Source organism: Microbacterium sp. 22296, from assembly GCF_052045385.1.
In the GTDB taxonomy this organism is placed as follows: domain Bacteria; phylum Actinomycetota; class Actinomycetes; order Actinomycetales; family Microbacteriaceae; genus Microbacterium.
The window spans coordinates 414,198-427,509 of sequence record NZ_JBQEOS010000003.1; the positions used below are offsets into that span (position 1 = coordinate 414,198).

The 13,312-nt window shown below is 65.2% G+C and carries 18 protein-coding genes and 3 tRNA genes; 2 read left to right on the forward strand and 19 right to left on the reverse strand.

The window, feature by feature from the left end; genetic code table 11:
* Position 1: 1 nt before the first annotated feature.
* The 14 genes from ACTJJP_RS08375 to ACTJJP_RS08440 form a co-directional block, all read right to left on the reverse strand.
* Positions 2-829, reverse strand: a complete 828-nt coding sequence (locus ACTJJP_RS08375; RefSeq protein WP_440774555.1) for a hypothetical protein — start codon at positions 827-829, stop codon at positions 2-4.
* 44 nt (positions 830-873) lie between these two features.
* Positions 874-1,203 carry a hypothetical protein gene (locus tag ACTJJP_RS08380; RefSeq protein ID WP_440774556.1) on the reverse strand — a complete coding sequence of 110 codons (330 nt, stop codon included), beginning with the start codon at positions 1,201-1,203 and terminating at the stop codon, positions 874-876.
* Positions 1,200-3,992, reverse strand: a complete 2,793-nt coding sequence (locus ACTJJP_RS08385; protein ID WP_440774557.1) for a phage tail tape measure protein — start codon at positions 3,990-3,992, stop codon at positions 1,200-1,202. The genes ACTJJP_RS08380 and ACTJJP_RS08385 overlap by 4 nt, the downstream gene beginning before the upstream one ends.
* Positions 3,993-4,152: 160 nt before the next feature.
* Positions 4,153-4,755, reverse strand: coding sequence for a hypothetical protein (locus ACTJJP_RS08390; protein WP_440774558.1), 603 nt, complete (start codon positions 4,753-4,755; stop codon positions 4,153-4,155).
* Between the two features lie 10 nt (positions 4,756-4,765).
* Complete coding sequence (locus ACTJJP_RS08395; protein ID WP_440774559.1) at positions 4,766-5,149, reverse strand: hypothetical protein; 384 nt, start codon at positions 5,147-5,149, stop codon at positions 4,766-4,768.
* A 217-nt stretch (positions 5,150-5,366) separates the two neighbouring features.
* Positions 5,367-5,534, reverse strand: a complete 168-nt coding sequence (locus ACTJJP_RS08400; protein WP_440774560.1) for a hypothetical protein — start codon at positions 5,532-5,534, stop codon at positions 5,367-5,369.
* On the reverse strand, positions 5,531-5,938 hold the full coding sequence (locus tag ACTJJP_RS08405; RefSeq protein WP_440774561.1) for a hypothetical protein: 408 nt from the start codon (positions 5,936-5,938) through the stop codon (positions 5,531-5,533). Before ACTJJP_RS08405 ends, ACTJJP_RS08400 begins: the two co-directional genes overlap by 4 nt.
* A 420-nt stretch (positions 5,939-6,358) precedes the next feature.
* Positions 6,359-6,433: transfer RNA gene (locus ACTJJP_RS08410), tRNA-Arg, on the reverse strand.
* A gap of 6 nt (positions 6,434-6,439) precedes the next feature.
* Positions 6,440-6,718 (reverse strand): WhiB family transcriptional regulator, encoded by a 279-nt coding sequence (locus ACTJJP_RS08415; protein ID WP_440774562.1) that lies wholly within the window; start codon positions 6,716-6,718, stop codon positions 6,440-6,442.
* Positions 6,715-6,876, reverse strand: coding sequence for a hypothetical protein (locus ACTJJP_RS08420; RefSeq protein ID WP_440774563.1), 162 nt, complete (start codon positions 6,874-6,876; stop codon positions 6,715-6,717). Before ACTJJP_RS08420 ends, ACTJJP_RS08415 begins: the two co-directional genes overlap by 4 nt.
* Positions 6,873-7,547: a hypothetical protein gene (locus ACTJJP_RS08425; protein WP_440774564.1), complete on the reverse strand. Its 675-nt coding sequence runs from the start codon at positions 7,545-7,547 to the stop codon at positions 6,873-6,875. The genes ACTJJP_RS08420 and ACTJJP_RS08425 overlap by 4 nt, the downstream gene beginning before the upstream one ends.
* A gap of 75 nt (positions 7,548-7,622) precedes the next feature.
* Positions 7,623-7,844 carry a hypothetical protein gene (locus tag ACTJJP_RS08430; RefSeq protein ID WP_440774565.1) on the reverse strand — a complete coding sequence of 74 codons (222 nt, stop codon included), beginning with the start codon at positions 7,842-7,844 and terminating at the stop codon, positions 7,623-7,625.
* Entirely contained in the window at positions 7,841-8,350 is a 510-nt protein-coding gene (locus ACTJJP_RS08435; RefSeq protein ID WP_440774566.1) for a hypothetical protein, read from the reverse strand. Before ACTJJP_RS08435 ends, ACTJJP_RS08430 begins: the two co-directional genes overlap by 4 nt.
* Complete coding sequence (locus ACTJJP_RS08440) at positions 8,350-8,556, reverse strand: helix-turn-helix transcriptional regulator (RefSeq protein ID WP_440774567.1); 207 nt, start codon at positions 8,554-8,556, stop codon at positions 8,350-8,352. The genes ACTJJP_RS08435 and ACTJJP_RS08440 overlap by 1 nt, the downstream gene beginning before the upstream one ends.
* Before the next feature lie 102 nt (positions 8,557-8,658).
* On the opposite strand from ACTJJP_RS08440, the gene ACTJJP_RS08445 reads away from it, so the two are divergent.
* Entirely contained in the window at positions 8,659-9,342 is a 684-nt protein-coding gene (locus tag ACTJJP_RS08445) for a helix-turn-helix domain-containing protein (RefSeq protein WP_440774568.1), read from the forward strand.
* Complete coding sequence (locus tag ACTJJP_RS08450; protein ID WP_440774569.1) at positions 9,317-10,453, forward strand: site-specific integrase; 1,137 nt, start codon at positions 9,317-9,319, stop codon at positions 10,451-10,453. The genes ACTJJP_RS08445 and ACTJJP_RS08450 overlap by 26 nt, the downstream gene beginning before the upstream one ends.
* A 54-nt stretch (positions 10,454-10,507) precedes the next feature.
* On the opposite strand, the gene ACTJJP_RS08455 is transcribed toward ACTJJP_RS08450, so the two are convergent.
* From ACTJJP_RS08455 to ACTJJP_RS08475, 5 genes are all read right to left on the reverse strand, one after another.
* The gene (locus ACTJJP_RS08455) at positions 10,508-10,939 is read right to left on the reverse strand and encodes a hypothetical protein (protein ID WP_440774570.1); all 432 of its coding nucleotides are present in this window, start codon (positions 10,937-10,939) and stop codon (positions 10,508-10,510) included.
* A complete protein-coding gene (locus tag ACTJJP_RS08460) occupies positions 10,936-11,370 on the reverse strand; it encodes a hypothetical protein (protein WP_440774571.1) in 435 nt (144 codons plus the stop codon). Before ACTJJP_RS08460 ends, ACTJJP_RS08455 begins: the two co-directional genes overlap by 4 nt.
* A 141-nt stretch (positions 11,371-11,511) precedes the next feature.
* Positions 11,512-11,585, reverse strand: a tRNA-Met gene (locus ACTJJP_RS08465).
* Between the two features lie 34 nt (positions 11,586-11,619).
* A tRNA-Thr gene (locus tag ACTJJP_RS08470) sits at positions 11,620-11,691 on the reverse strand.
* Positions 11,692-11,756: 65 nt separating this feature from the next.
* Complete coding sequence (locus ACTJJP_RS08475) at positions 11,757-13,130, reverse strand: M23 family metallopeptidase (protein WP_440774572.1); 1,374 nt, start codon at positions 13,128-13,130, stop codon at positions 11,757-11,759.
* Between the last annotated feature and the right edge of the window lie 182 nt (positions 13,131-13,312).

Sequence of the window (13,312 nt, forward strand, 5' to 3'; positions counted from 1 at the left end):
CCTATCCTAGCCTGAGGCCTCTGAAGTGGGCATGGGCGAAGTCCATGCGTAGTGAGAACTCGGCTTCCGTCTCGCGCAACGTCGCCTTAGCCTCCTCGTAAAGCCGAGCGCTTTCCTCGACCTGGCGCCGCGTCGAGCGATCCAAGTTGGCTGAGGCAGTCCGCAACTGGCGCATCATCGCCTCGAGGCCAGGTAAAGCGGCCCTGTACGCCTCCATCTGCGCCACCGCGCCGGTCGAAAGCTCCTGCAGCATGCGGACTAGACCAGCTTCCGCGTCCCCCTCAGGAAGGACGCCATACCGAATGTCGCGTCCGAGGAGGTCAGCCGCCGCCTCGTACGTATTGGCCCACTGCCCCTGCAGATGCGTGCGGATCTGGATCTCCACCTTCGCCGGCAGGCGAAGCCATAGGTGTAAGGCTCTGTATCCGCTATGCGGCTGCACCCGAAGGTCTCTCACCGCCTCAGAACCATGATCAAAGTGCGCCCCGATGATACGCGCCACATCGTCTTGTTGCTCGAGTGACATCTCCGCCTCGAACCGGACTCCCGCTACGTCCTGCACCGATGGGAGCGGAGTCCCTGGGTCTCGCCGGAGCTTCTCCCGCAGGGTGTCAATCGTCTTGGGACGTGATGTGATCTCCGGTTTTGCGGCTCCGAGTACTTCCGACCAGTCGAGCGCTTCAATGCTCTCTTGCACCTCGATCGCGACGTCGTTATACCAGAGCATCACCTCTGGATACTCGGGACCTCCCTCCGGCGTTGGCGTTTCATCTCGGATACTCCGACTCAATTTCTTGAGCTGGTTCGTCGACCACGGAGGCGTCTGCACATTCGAATCTTAGTTAACGGACACATGCGGATGACGGGCGCACCTCAACCGCTCTGCGAGAGGACAGCCTTCGTGCCGTCGATCCAGTAGGCGAGCTTGCCCATGAGCTGTGCGACGTCAGCTTGTTCGGCGCGGGTCACGATGTGCTTCGTCAGTCGGCCTGCGACCGCGAGCGACATGTCGACGACGAACTCCGGGTGTGTGTCGCCGTAGCGGTCGTGCAGGTGCAGGAACTCCGGGACCGCCTTGTAGGGGTCTTCTAAGAGCTGAATGGTGACCGCGATGCAATACCGGTTGACCGCGTTGGCGGTCATCGTGTCGAGGAGGAACCTGTCGTCGGGCCCGACGTTCGGGAGCTTCGGAAGGTCGATCACCGCAAACCTCCCTGATCGCCTGCGAACACGTTGCGCACCACGGTTGCCGCCACTCCGGCCGCTGCGTCTTGCACGTATGCCCTGAGTGTTGTGCCGTCATCGAGCCGCAGCATGAGGTTCTCGGGGAACTGGGCCGTGACTGCAACCTGTGTCATACCCGCGGCACCGCGCTGCACTCCGAGACGATCGCCCGTCGCCTCCCAGATCTTGATGTTGCGGTCCCGCTGCGAGGGCTTGCCCGAGATGTAGGACTCCCAAATGGTGTCCTTCTCCGCGAACTTGTGGATCGCTGCCGCGGTGCCTCGGTAGATGCCCGTATCGACGCCTCCACCGTTCTCGAACTGGATCTGACGCAGCCCGTTCGCGTAGTCGGACATGTTGCCGTTTTCGCTCTTGTAGCCGTCCAGCAGAGGGCCGACCTGTGGTCCGGTTCCGCCGCCGATCTGGGTGGATCCGATCATGGTCAGGGTGACCGTGCGGTTCCTGATGTTCTCCCACAGGTTCTTGAACGCCTCGGCACGGTTCATGGCCTGCTGGGTCTCGGCGATCACCTTCCACTCGGTGGACGGGGGGATACGGAAGATCTCGTCCGCGAGGGCGCCGGCCTGGTCGGCGTTGTAGCCGAGCTGCTGCGCCCGGTCGATGAGGGCCTGCCGGCTGTTTTCAAGGGTCGCGCGGTAGTTGGCGGTGTCGCCGTCCAGCTTGAATTGGGCGAGGGCTGCGTCCTGCGCTTGCTTCGACAGTTCGACGAGCATGTCCTTGTTGTTGCGACCTGCCTGCGTCCCTGTGTCGAGGGTGAGCGCGTACCCGTCGACACCATCGCGGGCTTTCTGGATCGCCTCGTCAACACCGGCCAGAGCGTTCTGATAATCGATGTTCGCGGTGATCGCGTCCTGCCCGATGCCGTTGGCTTCCATGATCTGGTCGATGAGCTGATCGAGCGAGTTGGACAGGTCCGTGACCCCGCTCGCGGCCTCCATGTAGGCGTCAGCGGCGGACTGCGTTACCGGGATCCCTTCCTCTTGTACCTGCTGTTTCTGCTGCGCCATCTTCATCGCGACCTCGAGCGAGCGAGCCTCCCCGAGCACGGACGTCGACACGAGAGTCGAGAGAGACGACACCTCGGTCAGCGACAGCCCGAGCTCATCCGCGAGGCGCGCCGCTTCCTGCGTGTCGCCCTGACCGGCTTTCAGTACCGAGCTGAGGGCTTCCAGCGCATCGACGCTGCCGCTCGCGGCATCCGTCACGGTATCCAGGTCAAGGGACAACTTCTCGGCTGCGTCGTACGCGGAACCGCGGGAGAAACCAAGCCACGACTTCTCCACCGCGAGGGCCTCCTTCGCCATTTCCCGGGTCGAGGCCGTGACCTGACCCGATACGTCATCGAGGGTGTCGGCGTACGCCTCCGCGGCTGCCTGGGCCCTCGCCTGCTCGCTGATGATGTACCCGACGACGGTTGTCAGGCCGGCGATCGCGAGGCCGGCCACGCCCGCCTTGAGGGCGACGGAAGTCAGGGAGATATTCGAGGCGTCGACAGCGGCTTTCCACTGCAACACGCGCGGGACAGCCGCGACCGCAGTTCCACCGAACAGGAGCACCGCGGCGGTACCGGCGCCGATGGCCAACGTCGCGGCCTGCACCGGACTAGCCAGCTCGGAGTACCCGCTTGTCAGGAATGTGAGGCTCTGCACGATTGCGCGGAGCGTGTCGTTCGCGGCGGATCCCGTCTGGATCAGAGCGGAGTCCACCGCCCCGCCGAGTCCTTCAAGGTCACCCTTGAGGTTGTCGAGGCGCATACGGGCGGTCTCGGCCGCGTAGCCGCTGTCGTTGACTCTGTCGCTCCACTCTTGTACGCCGGTCGCACCAGCCTTGTAGAGGGCTGTGGCGGCGGTGATCGTCTCGCGACCAAAGATCACCCCGAGGGATGCTTGACGCGAGGCGTCGTCCATGCCCGTGTACGCCTTGGACAGTTCGCCCGCGGCGTTCTGCATGCCGAGGAACTGACCGTTTGCGCCGTAGAGGTTCAGGCCCAGGCGCTCGATCTCCTTGCTGGCCGCGCCAGACGGTGCCGTGAGCGACGAGAGCACGCCACGGAGTGACGTACCGGCCTGCTCACCGATGATGCCTTGCTGCGCGAAGAGGGCGAGGACACCGGTCGTCTCTTCCAGGGAGACACCCATCGACGCGGCGACGGGGCCGACGAACTTGAGACCGTTCGCGAGGTCGTCGACCGATCCCATCGCCTTGCCGGCGCCCGCGGCGAGAACGTCGGCGACGTGGCCCGCCTGGTTGCCGTCGAGGCTGAACTGATTGAGGGCGGTCGAGGTCACTTCCGCGGCACGGGCAACACCCAGACCGCCGGCTGCGGCCAGGTCGAGAGATCCCGCGAGACCGCCGGCCATGATGTCAGCCGTCGACACACCCGCCTTTGCCAGTTCCTCAATGGCGCCCGCCGCTTCCGTGGCGGAGAACACGGTCGACGCGCCCGCGTCGATCGCGGCATTCCGCAAGAGACCCATGTTCGACGTGCTCTCATGCGTTGCGGCCTGCACGCTCGACATAGCGGCGTCGAACTCGGCGAACTTGCTGATCGCCACCCCGACGCCCGCGGCGAGAAGGCTACCCATGAGCGTCGCACCTGCGGCGATGCCGTCGTACGCCTCTCGCATCTGGGCCAGCTTCTCGCCCTCCGCGCCTAGATCACGGGTGGCTTTCGCGGCCTTGTTCATGCCGTCGACGAACCCCTGATACGAGGCAGTCAGCGAGACCTTGACTGTGCGGTCAACCATGACGGCTCCCGTCTCGCGTGGCCGCGGTGGCGGCGGTCTGATCAGTCATCGGTGATCCCTTCGGGTGGGGGTGCTGAAACGTTTTGAAGCTGACAGACCCCGGAGAGCCCTCTCCGGCGGTTCAAGGGGTTGGGTCGGCCGCAGGGAGGGGGCCAGTGCCTCAGAGGACGACATAGGCGCCTGCGGAGAGGAGGGTTCGGGTCCGGTCGCGCTCGCGGCTTCGGATCGTGTACAGGTCGTCAACGGCTTTCGCGGCGTCGGGGTAGGCGTTGGCGTACTCCTGCACGACGTCGGACCACGGGCTGCCGCTACCCCCAATGCCGGCGAGGGCCTGAGCTACCGGGTCGGCGTCCTGCTGCGTGACAGCGCGCATGAGGTAGGCGCGGGCTAGCTCCCGGTCGTTGGTGTTGATCGCGCTGCGCATGGCGGCGAGGGCGTCGGTCGCGTTAGTGGTGCGGTTGGCTCGGTCCTGCGCGTCTCGGAAGCTGATCAGGTCAGCACCCGAGGCGGATCCCACGGTCCCGCCGATGCTGCGCTCGAGCGACTGGATCTCGGCGGCGATCGCTTCATTCTCCTGACGCTGCAAATCGGCGACCTCGCTCGTCACCCGCTCTTTCGTGCCGCCGAGCTTGAGGCTCTTGCCCTCGTTGCTGAGTGTGGTGTCCGCGCGGACGTCGGCGGTCACACGCCGGTAGTTGCTGATCCGGTTGGCGGCGTCGGCTCGGAGGGCTTCGATCTTCCGGTCGAGGGTTTCCAGTGACATGAGGGGGCTCCTAGTGCTTCGTGTACGTGTCGATGTACGTCTGCGCGTCAGCGGTCGTGACGCACCAGGCGTTGCCGGTCTTCGTGGCGGGGAGCGTGCCGATCGCGATGTCGTTTCGGATGGTGCGCCCTGCCCTTCCCGTTGCGGCGGTGAGGTGGTTCACCGTCCACACGTCACGTTCCTCGGATGCCACGGGATGCCGCGTCTCAATGCCAGTTCTGGCAATGTCGGGTCGCTGCATCGAGAGCTGCCACACAGACACCAGGAGGTCGTAGAACTTCCGGTCCCCGCCGCGGTGCTTCACACGGAGGTCGTTCAACTGCGCCTGCTGCCACAGCATCGCCGCGTCTGCGGGGCTGAGGATGAGGACAGGACCGTCCGTGATCCGGCTCAAGCCGCGACCCCCAAACCCGTACATAGAAGTTTTCGCATCTCCGACGGTTCGGGGTGTCTGGGGCTCGAGAGGGTCTCCCCCGCCGGGGGGTGGGGGGTGTTCCGCGTCGGGCGCAGGAGGGTCGTAGCGGAGAAAGGATCGCGCTCACCTGCTTCGCTTCCCGTGTTCCTCGTACCTTCATCCGAGGGGGTGGCGTTGACGCCCGACGCGGTGGTGTTCATGCCTGCGCGGTGCCCTGCTGTTCGGCTTCGTAGTACCCGATCGCGATGCGCATGGTGGGTCGGCTCCCGACAAGGCGGTTGAACTGTGCTCGCTCCTCGGGGATCTCGGAGTCGCGAAGCTGAATGAGCCGATCGAGGTTGTCGCGCTCCTGCTGCCGGGTCACCAGGCGCTCCCCTTCGCGGTGCGCCGGCTGACGTCCGCCGCCGTCGCCGGGTAGAACGCGACGCTGGGCTGCTGCTCCCGGGCCGCTTCCAGTCGCACGATGGGAAGCCCTGCGGCGTCGTGGGCGCGGTGAGCGCCGCAGTCCTGGCAGTGAGTGGTGACGACCCCGTAGCCGGGGTCTCCGGGGCGAGACGTGAGTGTGTGGTTGGTGGTCTCGATGCGCTCGGCGGGGCATCGGAAGTGGTGGTCGACGTAGTTGACGGCGGCTTCCTGGATCTCCGTCCAACCGTTCTCGGCGGCGAGGTCGAGCATGCGCTCGGCGGTCTCGCGATCTCCGTTCCGCAGTGCGGACTGGAACGTCAGGAGCGCTTCGCTTGCGCTGATGGTCTTGGTAGCGGTGGCCACGGTGTGCCCTTTCAGTGTTTGCGGTGGCCCGCGATGTGCGCCCGAGCTGCGGAGTCCGCGATAACCCATGCGTGGCCGGGTCTGCTGGCCAATAGGTCGCGGTTCCTGATATCTCGTCGTACTGTTCGCGGTGTTCTGTGAGTTGCTCTGGCCAGTTGTTCGACTGTCCACTCACTACGCTCGTCGGTGTCCGGGATTGTCCGGGGTTCATGTCCGGGGACGGACACGGCAGAGAATGCACCCTCACCGAACTCCGTTAGCAACTGGAATAGGCGGTCGTCGCTGCGCTGTCTCTCTCTCCGAACGGCGCCCATATTCGTCGCGTGCCAGATAATCGACATTTCTTCGGCCGTGAAATAACGACCCGGCTTATCAATGCGTGTACTCATCTGCACCGCCCCATGTCGGCGGGTCGTGCTGTGGTCCCCGCAACTGGATTCGAACCAGTGGCATCCGACTTAGAAGGTCGTCGCTCTTCCGCTGAGCTATGCAGGGCGGTGGTCATGCGGTCTTCGCCGTGGGTCGCTCGGGCTTGCCGTACGGGATGCCAGCCCAGAACCCGGCATCCGGTTTCGCCGTGCGGGCGTAATCGGTGCACAGGTCGAACAGGGGGCACTTCCTGCACAGCTTGCGCATCCGCGAGTAGTCGGCCGTCGAGAGCGTGCCCTTCTCGGCGATGAACATGTCGTCGCCCTCGCACGCGGGTCGCGCCTCAAGGCCGGCGCGAGTCAGGGTCTCAAGCTTCGCGCCGGCCTTCGTGCGAGTGATGGTGTCCGTCATGCGTCGGCCGGCTCGTGGATCGGGACCGTGATGTCACGGACCTCAGTTGAACTGAGGGAGCGGTAGTACGCGGCTCGCTCCCGAGCGAACGCGGCAGGGTCGTTCCAGGTGCGAGTGAGGGCGTCGAAGTTCGCGGGCTTGGGTGCGGGAGAGTTCATGCGGTCACCTCGTGAAGTCGTTTGCGCAGGACGGCGGCGGGGTTGTTGGCTCCGGTGATGGGTTGTTCGGTGACGGCCTTGATTTTGAGGTAACCGTCCCAAGGGTCTCCCTGGCCGATGCGATAGGCCTCGGGGAGTAGGTCGCTTGCGGGGATGGGGAGGCTTCGTTCTCGGCAGAGGGTGGTCAGAGCGTTGACCGCGTTGGGCTCGTGCTTGTGTGTTGCCGCTAGCTTTTTCCCTTCCCTTCTATTCGTCGCGGGATATCCCGCGAGGTTGCCCGCGAGGTTGCCCGCGAGGTTGCCCGCGAGGTTGGGAGAGTTATCCACAGGCGAGTTCGCGGGATATCCCGCGAGGTCGGTTTCAGCTCGGGTCGCGGGATATCCCGCGAGGTTGTCGACCAGCAGACGCCACCGGGTCACCCGTCCCGGCCGCGGTGGAGACTCGGGCTCGATCACGTTCTGCTGCTGCAGGGCGTCGAAAGCGTTACGAACATCGCGCTCCGTCATGCCACCGATCAACCCGGCCAGGGTGCTCACCGAAGGCCACGCGATCGCGTCCGCATTCGCAAACGTCGAAAGCGCGACGAGCGCCCGACCGATCGCGTGACCACCGATCTGCTTCGTTCCTGCGGGGTGCTGCTGCAGGGCCCACATCACGAGGTCATCTCTCATAAACCACCTCGTTCCGGGCAGGGCAGCGCCCCGAGGGAACCCCTACGAACCCTCGGGACGCTGATCATGTGCGGGTCACCCATCCAGACCCTGAAGCTGTTCCGACACGGCCACAGAGCGCCGTAAGGGCTTGCTCCGCTCCCACTCGTCGGCCAGGGCGATGAGGTGTCGAGCGGCATCCCGTGCCGTCTCAACGCTCAACTCCTGCGCGATCAAGTCGGCCGTGTCAAGGATGACGATCGCGACCGTCTCCCCGGTCTGAACGTCGCAGGCTCGCTGTACGAAGTCGACGCTCACAGCTGTACTCCCGATGAGAGGTCAATCATCATCTCGAGTTCGAGTTGCAGAAGCGGGTCCTGCACCATGGGCCCAGCTACCATCCGAAAGTGGAAGGTGCCGTCGGGCCTCCGCGTCCGCCGAGCGATGTGGCGGTACCTGTGAAAGAGCTCGCCCGTCAACAACAGGGTCCGCTCAGTCTCCGCACGATCCGCCGCGGTCGCATCGTGAAAATGGCGGACGATGAACCGTCTCTGCGAGGGGATCCTGAAGATCCGGTGGGTGAATCGCACGAGTTGCGCGTTGGCGGCCTCCGCATAGTGCACGTTCGACGGCGAGTCCGTGGGACTCACTTCGATTAAGTAGCCGGCGTAAGCGCACTGGCGAGTGCCGGTGGTTTGTGGGATGATCATTTTGAGCATTTCGGCGCCCTCCTTGAGCGTCACACCCTCGGAAACCGCTGCAACGGTGCCGGGGGTTTTTTCTCGTTTGGTGGCGGCCGTTGCGACCGCCACGGAATGTTTCATCAGTCGGCTGAACCTCCGGTTTCCAGAGAGTTCAACCAGGCGATTACGTCCTGCCGCAAATACAAAACGCGACCGCCTGCCTTCCTGAACTTCGGCCCCTTTCCCTCCATCGCCCAGCGAGCGAGGGTCGGCTTTGAGATGCCCGTGAACCCGGACACTGCGTCGCGGCTTGCTACCTCCGGCAGGTCGACGGTCGTGGTGACCACGATGACCTCCTCTCATGTCCCCAAATCGGTTGGTGTGTGTACCGTATCAGAACATTGTTCCTAGTGGGTATAACTCGCAGTCGATTTCGGTACACTGCCGACGTGGATGCAAAGACAATGGATGAGCGCTTCTCCGAGGCGTTCCGTTTGGCACGTCAGGTAGCGGGTCTGAGTCAGGCGGAGGTCGCCGCGCAGATGGCAGACTTCGGTTACGAGATGGCGCAACCCGTGATCGGGAAGATCGAGCGCGGCGAAAGACGGGTCAGCATCGGCGAAGGTGAAGCGCTGAGCTCAATTGTGGGCCGCACTACCCGCAGCCTGCTTGAGGGACCTCAGACCCTCCGCATCGAGCTCGGGGCTGAACATGTACGACTTCGTCGCTCCGCTCTGATCGAGGCGGTCGAGCGGTTCCAGTCCGCGCAGATGGCTCTTGCGCAGGCACTCGACACGACGGATGATCTCGGCAATCATCGTTGGTCTACCTTCGCGGCCAATACGGCCGAGCTCTTGCTCCGCGAGACCCCTCGAGATGTTCTTGACGCGTACGAGAAGGACACACAGGCAGCTATGACAGCCAGCCGCCTACGCGATCAGATGGACGAGGGATCCGAGGAGTACGACGCACGCGACCTACTATCCGAGGGGACGTCGCCGCACCTCTTCCACATGATGCAAAGCCGTGGCGACGCCATCGACTCCCGGATTTCTGCTCGTGGCTTCGAAGAGGCTTGGAGCGCAATGCGAGGAGGCATTGACGGTCATGGCGCGACCCCGAACACCGCTTAGCAGCTACGGCACGATCCACGCCATCCTCGTTGAGCCTGGCAAGTGGCGGGCGCGGACGCGCTACCGGTTCGATGACGGCAAACTCCGGCAGGTCGAACGGTTCGCTTCTAGCGAGGCCAAGGCGAAAGCCAAGCTGCGCGCCGCTCTCGTCGATATCCAGACCTCGACCGCGGCGGAGGTCAAGCGAGAGACAAGGCTCCGCGATCTTGGCGAGCGGTTTCTCTCGGCGAAGGCAGGGCGAGCGCCTCGCACCGTCGACACCTATGAGCGAGCCGTCCGCAAGATCATTGCCCCGCGTATCGGAGACCTCGCCGTCAGCGAGGCGACGCCGGATCGCCTGCAGCGTTTCCTCGACTCCGTCGCGTCAGAGGTAGGGGTGGGCACCGCGAAGACCGTGCGCTCCGTGCTGTCGGGAATGCTCGGGCTCGCCACTCGGGCCGATGCTGTCCGTGCAAACCCCGTGCGCGAGTTGGCACCGCTCGAGCAGAAGGCGAAGGGCGCGACGCCCATCCCCGTCGACGAGCTTGCCGGCATTCTCGCGAAGCTCCGAAGCGATGAGCGAGCGGGCGAGCTCGATCTCGTCGACATCGTCGAGTTCATCGCCGGCACCGGTGTCCGCATCGGCGAAGCGTGCGCGATCGCGTGGGAGGACGTCGACCTCGAGGCCGGGACGGTTAGCATCCGCGCGAACGCGGTGCGCGCCACGGGCCGCGGCCTCATCCGCCAGACGCACACGAAGACCGAGGCAGGTGTACGACGCATCCGAGTCCCCGGAGGCGTCCTCGGCATACTCGGCGACAGGCGCCTCCGGGGCGGCCCCAACCGTGGTCTTGATCTCGTGTTCCCGACGTCGATGGGAAACCTACGGGATCCGCGCAACACGTCACGGGACTGGGCGGAGGCGCGGGCGCGACTCGGAATCGGCGACTACTCGTTCCATAGCTTTCGGAAGACGGTCGCCACGGCGCTAGATCAGGCGGGCCTTAGCGCCCGCGACATCGCAGAGTACCTCGGCCACGCGGACCCGTCGCTAACGATGGGTACCTACATGTCGAAGACCGTCGGCGGGACCCGCGCGGCGAAAGCCCTCGATCAGGTGATGAACGGATGAGGGGCCCTGATTGCTCCCCGTCGGATGCACCCAGGGCCCCAGCAATCTGGCGCCTTACGCGAAGTGAACTTCTCGAGGGGCCAGGATGAACGGTCGGTCCTCGACCAGACGAGCCGGGAGCCGAACGCCATTCGGCTTCAGCGACAGGTACTCAATGAACATGCCGACTGTCGCGTCGCTGCCGGGGCGCTGTCCATCCGATGCAAGATCTTCCGCGCTCTCGACGTCGAGAGCGCCGGAGGAATCCACGAACGCCAGCATGCAGACGCTGTCGCCAGCATCGACGAAGACATTGGCATAACCGCCGACGTTCTCAATACGGCGCAGCAGTACCGCCAGCCGCTCGCCCCCGAGGGCGGCGACGACTGGGTGCCTCCCGTTGTTGTCCACCACCGGCAACTCTGTGTCGGCGAGTGAGCCAATCGCGAGGTTCGTATTGATCGAACGACGAAACTTGTCGAGTTCGGACTCGGTGTACATGTTCACGACCTCCCATCTCGAATCATAATCGCTACGGTCACTGCGATGGTGTTGGCTTGGCCGAACGCTTTCTCAACATCGTCAATGGAGTCGAGACGAAGAATCAACTCGTGCTCCTCCATGTCGTTGGGCGGATGCAAATGGCATCGGCCACCGGAGCAGTCGATCCGCGCAACTTCCTGCCAGGCATCGGCAACTGCCCAGTCTCCCGTCTCCACCAGCATGAGGAAATCGACGAGACGACCCTCGGAGCGCCACGTCCAGATCGAGATGCGCAGGTTCGCACTGTCGTCGATCGACAGGTACCACTCCTTAGACGAGCAATCGTCTCGATCCGGAGGTCTGTAGTCTCCTTGCTCGCGAGCGAACTCGGCCTCCATCGCCTTGCGCGCCTCGTTCAAAGCTTTGCGACGCTGCTTCGGCCCCTCATGCCCCATAAAAGTCACCCTAGGCCTGCGCGAAGCCGGACGACGCGTTCGACGCACCGCGCCAAACTCAATCTGCGGGGTTTGTGCGGGATACCCCGCCCTATAACGAAATCAGCCCCGGCGGAAACCGGGGCTGATCGGGCAATTCGGTAGCGGGAGCGGGGCTTGAACCCGCGACCTCACGATTATGAGTCGTGCGCTCTCACCAACTGAGCTACCCCGCCGCACGGCATCCACTGTTCAGAGATGAACACCTTGAGCCCCGAGTCAGGATTGAACTGACGACCCCTTCCTTACCATGGAAGTGCTCTGCCACTGAGCTATCGGGGCGTACCCGGATCGCTCCGGGCAACTTGAAGAGGATATCAGACCGCGACACCCTCCCACCAATCGGCTCAGCCGCCGGTGTGCTGACGCAGCCACACGATCGGGTCGATCGGGGTGGTGCCGTTCTGGAGGATCTCGACGTGCGTGTGGGCACCGAACGAGCGGCCCGTGTTGCCGGTGCGGCCGAGGAACTGGCCGACCTTCACGTGCTGACCCTGCGTGACCTGGAGCGAGCCGTACTGCATGTGTCCGTACCGGCTCGAGACGAGCTGACCGTCGATCTCGTGATCGATCAAGACCGTCACACCGAACGCGCCGCCCTGCTCGGTCGCGATGCGGACGGTGCCGTCGGCGATCGACTGCACGGGCGAGCCTTCGCCGGGCACGAAGTCGGCACCCTCGTGCATGGTGCCGTCGCGCATGCCGAAGCCGTACGTGATGGGCACACCGACCGCGAAGGGCCACTGGATGGGCGCGGTGGGGTCGTTGACGTAGAAGTTGGACGGGTTGGTGATACCCGAGTCGGCGGCCATCTGCGCGTAGGTGGTCGCGCTGTAGCCGTCGGAGCGGTCGACGACAGCCGCCTGCGCCGCGGCGGGAGCGACGTAGGCCTGGATGGCGTCCTCGGATGCCGCGACGTCGCCGCCGACGGCGAGGCGGGTGGTGACGGTCTCGCTCGCGGTGACGCTCTCGGTGCCGCTCGCCGAGGCGAGGGCGCTCACCGGCATGGTCATGCCCACCGTGAGCAGCCCCACGACACCCATGACGCCGACGGAGAACGACGTGGCCGCGATGCGGCGTGCGGTGCGGCGCGAGCCGGTCGTGGCCGTGGCCGGAAGACCCTCGGCGACGGGCTGCGCGGGGGCGACGACACGGTGCTGCTGAACGGCGGTCTCCCCGGTGAACGCGAAGAGGCGCGCGGCCGACGCGAACTCGTCGTCGTCGGGGACGTCCGCGGCATCGGCGGCCTGCTCGGCGCGCGGCGACTCGACGGCGGGGGCATCGGCGGCCTGCTCGGCGCGCGGCGACTCGACGGCGGGGGCGTCGGCGGCCTGTGCCTCGGCGGCGGGCGTCTCGGCGGCCGGCGTCTCGGTGCCGTCGAGGATGACCGACTCCTGCGGGCGACGGCGCGCACGACGCGAGGAGCCGGGGAGGGTGATCGGCGACGTCGGCAGCGTGACGGGCGTCGTGGCGACGTCGTGGTCGGCGCTCTGCAGGATGACGGAGACCTCGTCGGAGGACCGCTCGTCGACCACGGTGACCTCGAGGGCGTCGGACTCGTCACCGACGGAGGGCGTGGCATCCGTTTCAGGGAGCGTGGCGTCGATCGTTGCGGCGATCACCGTCTCGAGGACGGCGGCGGCCACGTTCTCGATCAGCTCGGGCTGTGCGGCGTTCTCGGAGTCGACCGGAGCCGGGTCGCTCGCACCGTGGCGACGCATCTCGGCTCGGGTCGGCCGGACGGCGACCTCGTTGGCGGGAGTGAGGTGGCGACGGGACCGCCGGGTGGGGGCAGGCTCGATCGGGAATGCTTCTGACGGCAACGCGCGATGGCTCTCGTGTCGTGTCGCGCAAGAGGCGACGGCTTCGGGCTGTAGGGCTTGGCCATCTCCGCAGTTTCGGG

Excerpts from the sequence above, each read along its gene's own strand:
- ACTJJP_RS08385 (WP_440774557.1), bottom strand. The coding sequence starts at position 3,992 with ATGGTTGACCGCACAGTCAAGGTCTCGCTGACTGCCTCGTATCAGGGG.
- ACTJJP_RS08390 (WP_440774558.1), bottom strand. The coding sequence starts at position 4,755 with ATGTCACTGGAAACCCTCGACCGGAAGATCGAAGCCCTCCGAGCCGAC.
- ACTJJP_RS08415 (WP_440774562.1), bottom strand. The coding sequence starts at position 6,718 with ATGACGGACACCATCACTCGCACGAAGGCCGGCGCGAAGCTTGAGACC.
- ACTJJP_RS08420 (WP_440774563.1), bottom strand. The coding sequence starts at position 6,876 with ATGAACTCTCCCGCACCCAAGCCCGCGAACTTCGACGCCCTCACTCGC.
- ACTJJP_RS08425 (WP_440774564.1), bottom strand. The coding sequence starts at position 7,547 with ATGAGAGATGACCTCGTGATGTGGGCCCTGCAGCAGCACCCCGCAGGA.
- ACTJJP_RS08435 (WP_440774566.1), bottom strand. The coding sequence starts at position 8,350 with ATGAAACATTCCGTGGCGGTCGCAACGGCCGCCACCAAACGAGAAAAA.
- ACTJJP_RS08450 (WP_440774569.1), top strand. The coding sequence starts at position 9,317 with ATGGCGCGACCCCGAACACCGCTTAGCAGCTACGGCACGATCCACGCC.
- ACTJJP_RS08460 (WP_440774571.1), bottom strand. The coding sequence starts at position 11,370 with ATGGGGCATGAGGGGCCGAAGCAGCGTCGCAAAGCTTTGAACGAGGCG.
- ACTJJP_RS08475 (WP_440774572.1), bottom strand. The coding sequence starts at position 13,130 with ATGCGTCGCCACGGTGCGAGCGACCCGGCTCCGGTCGACTCCGAGAAC.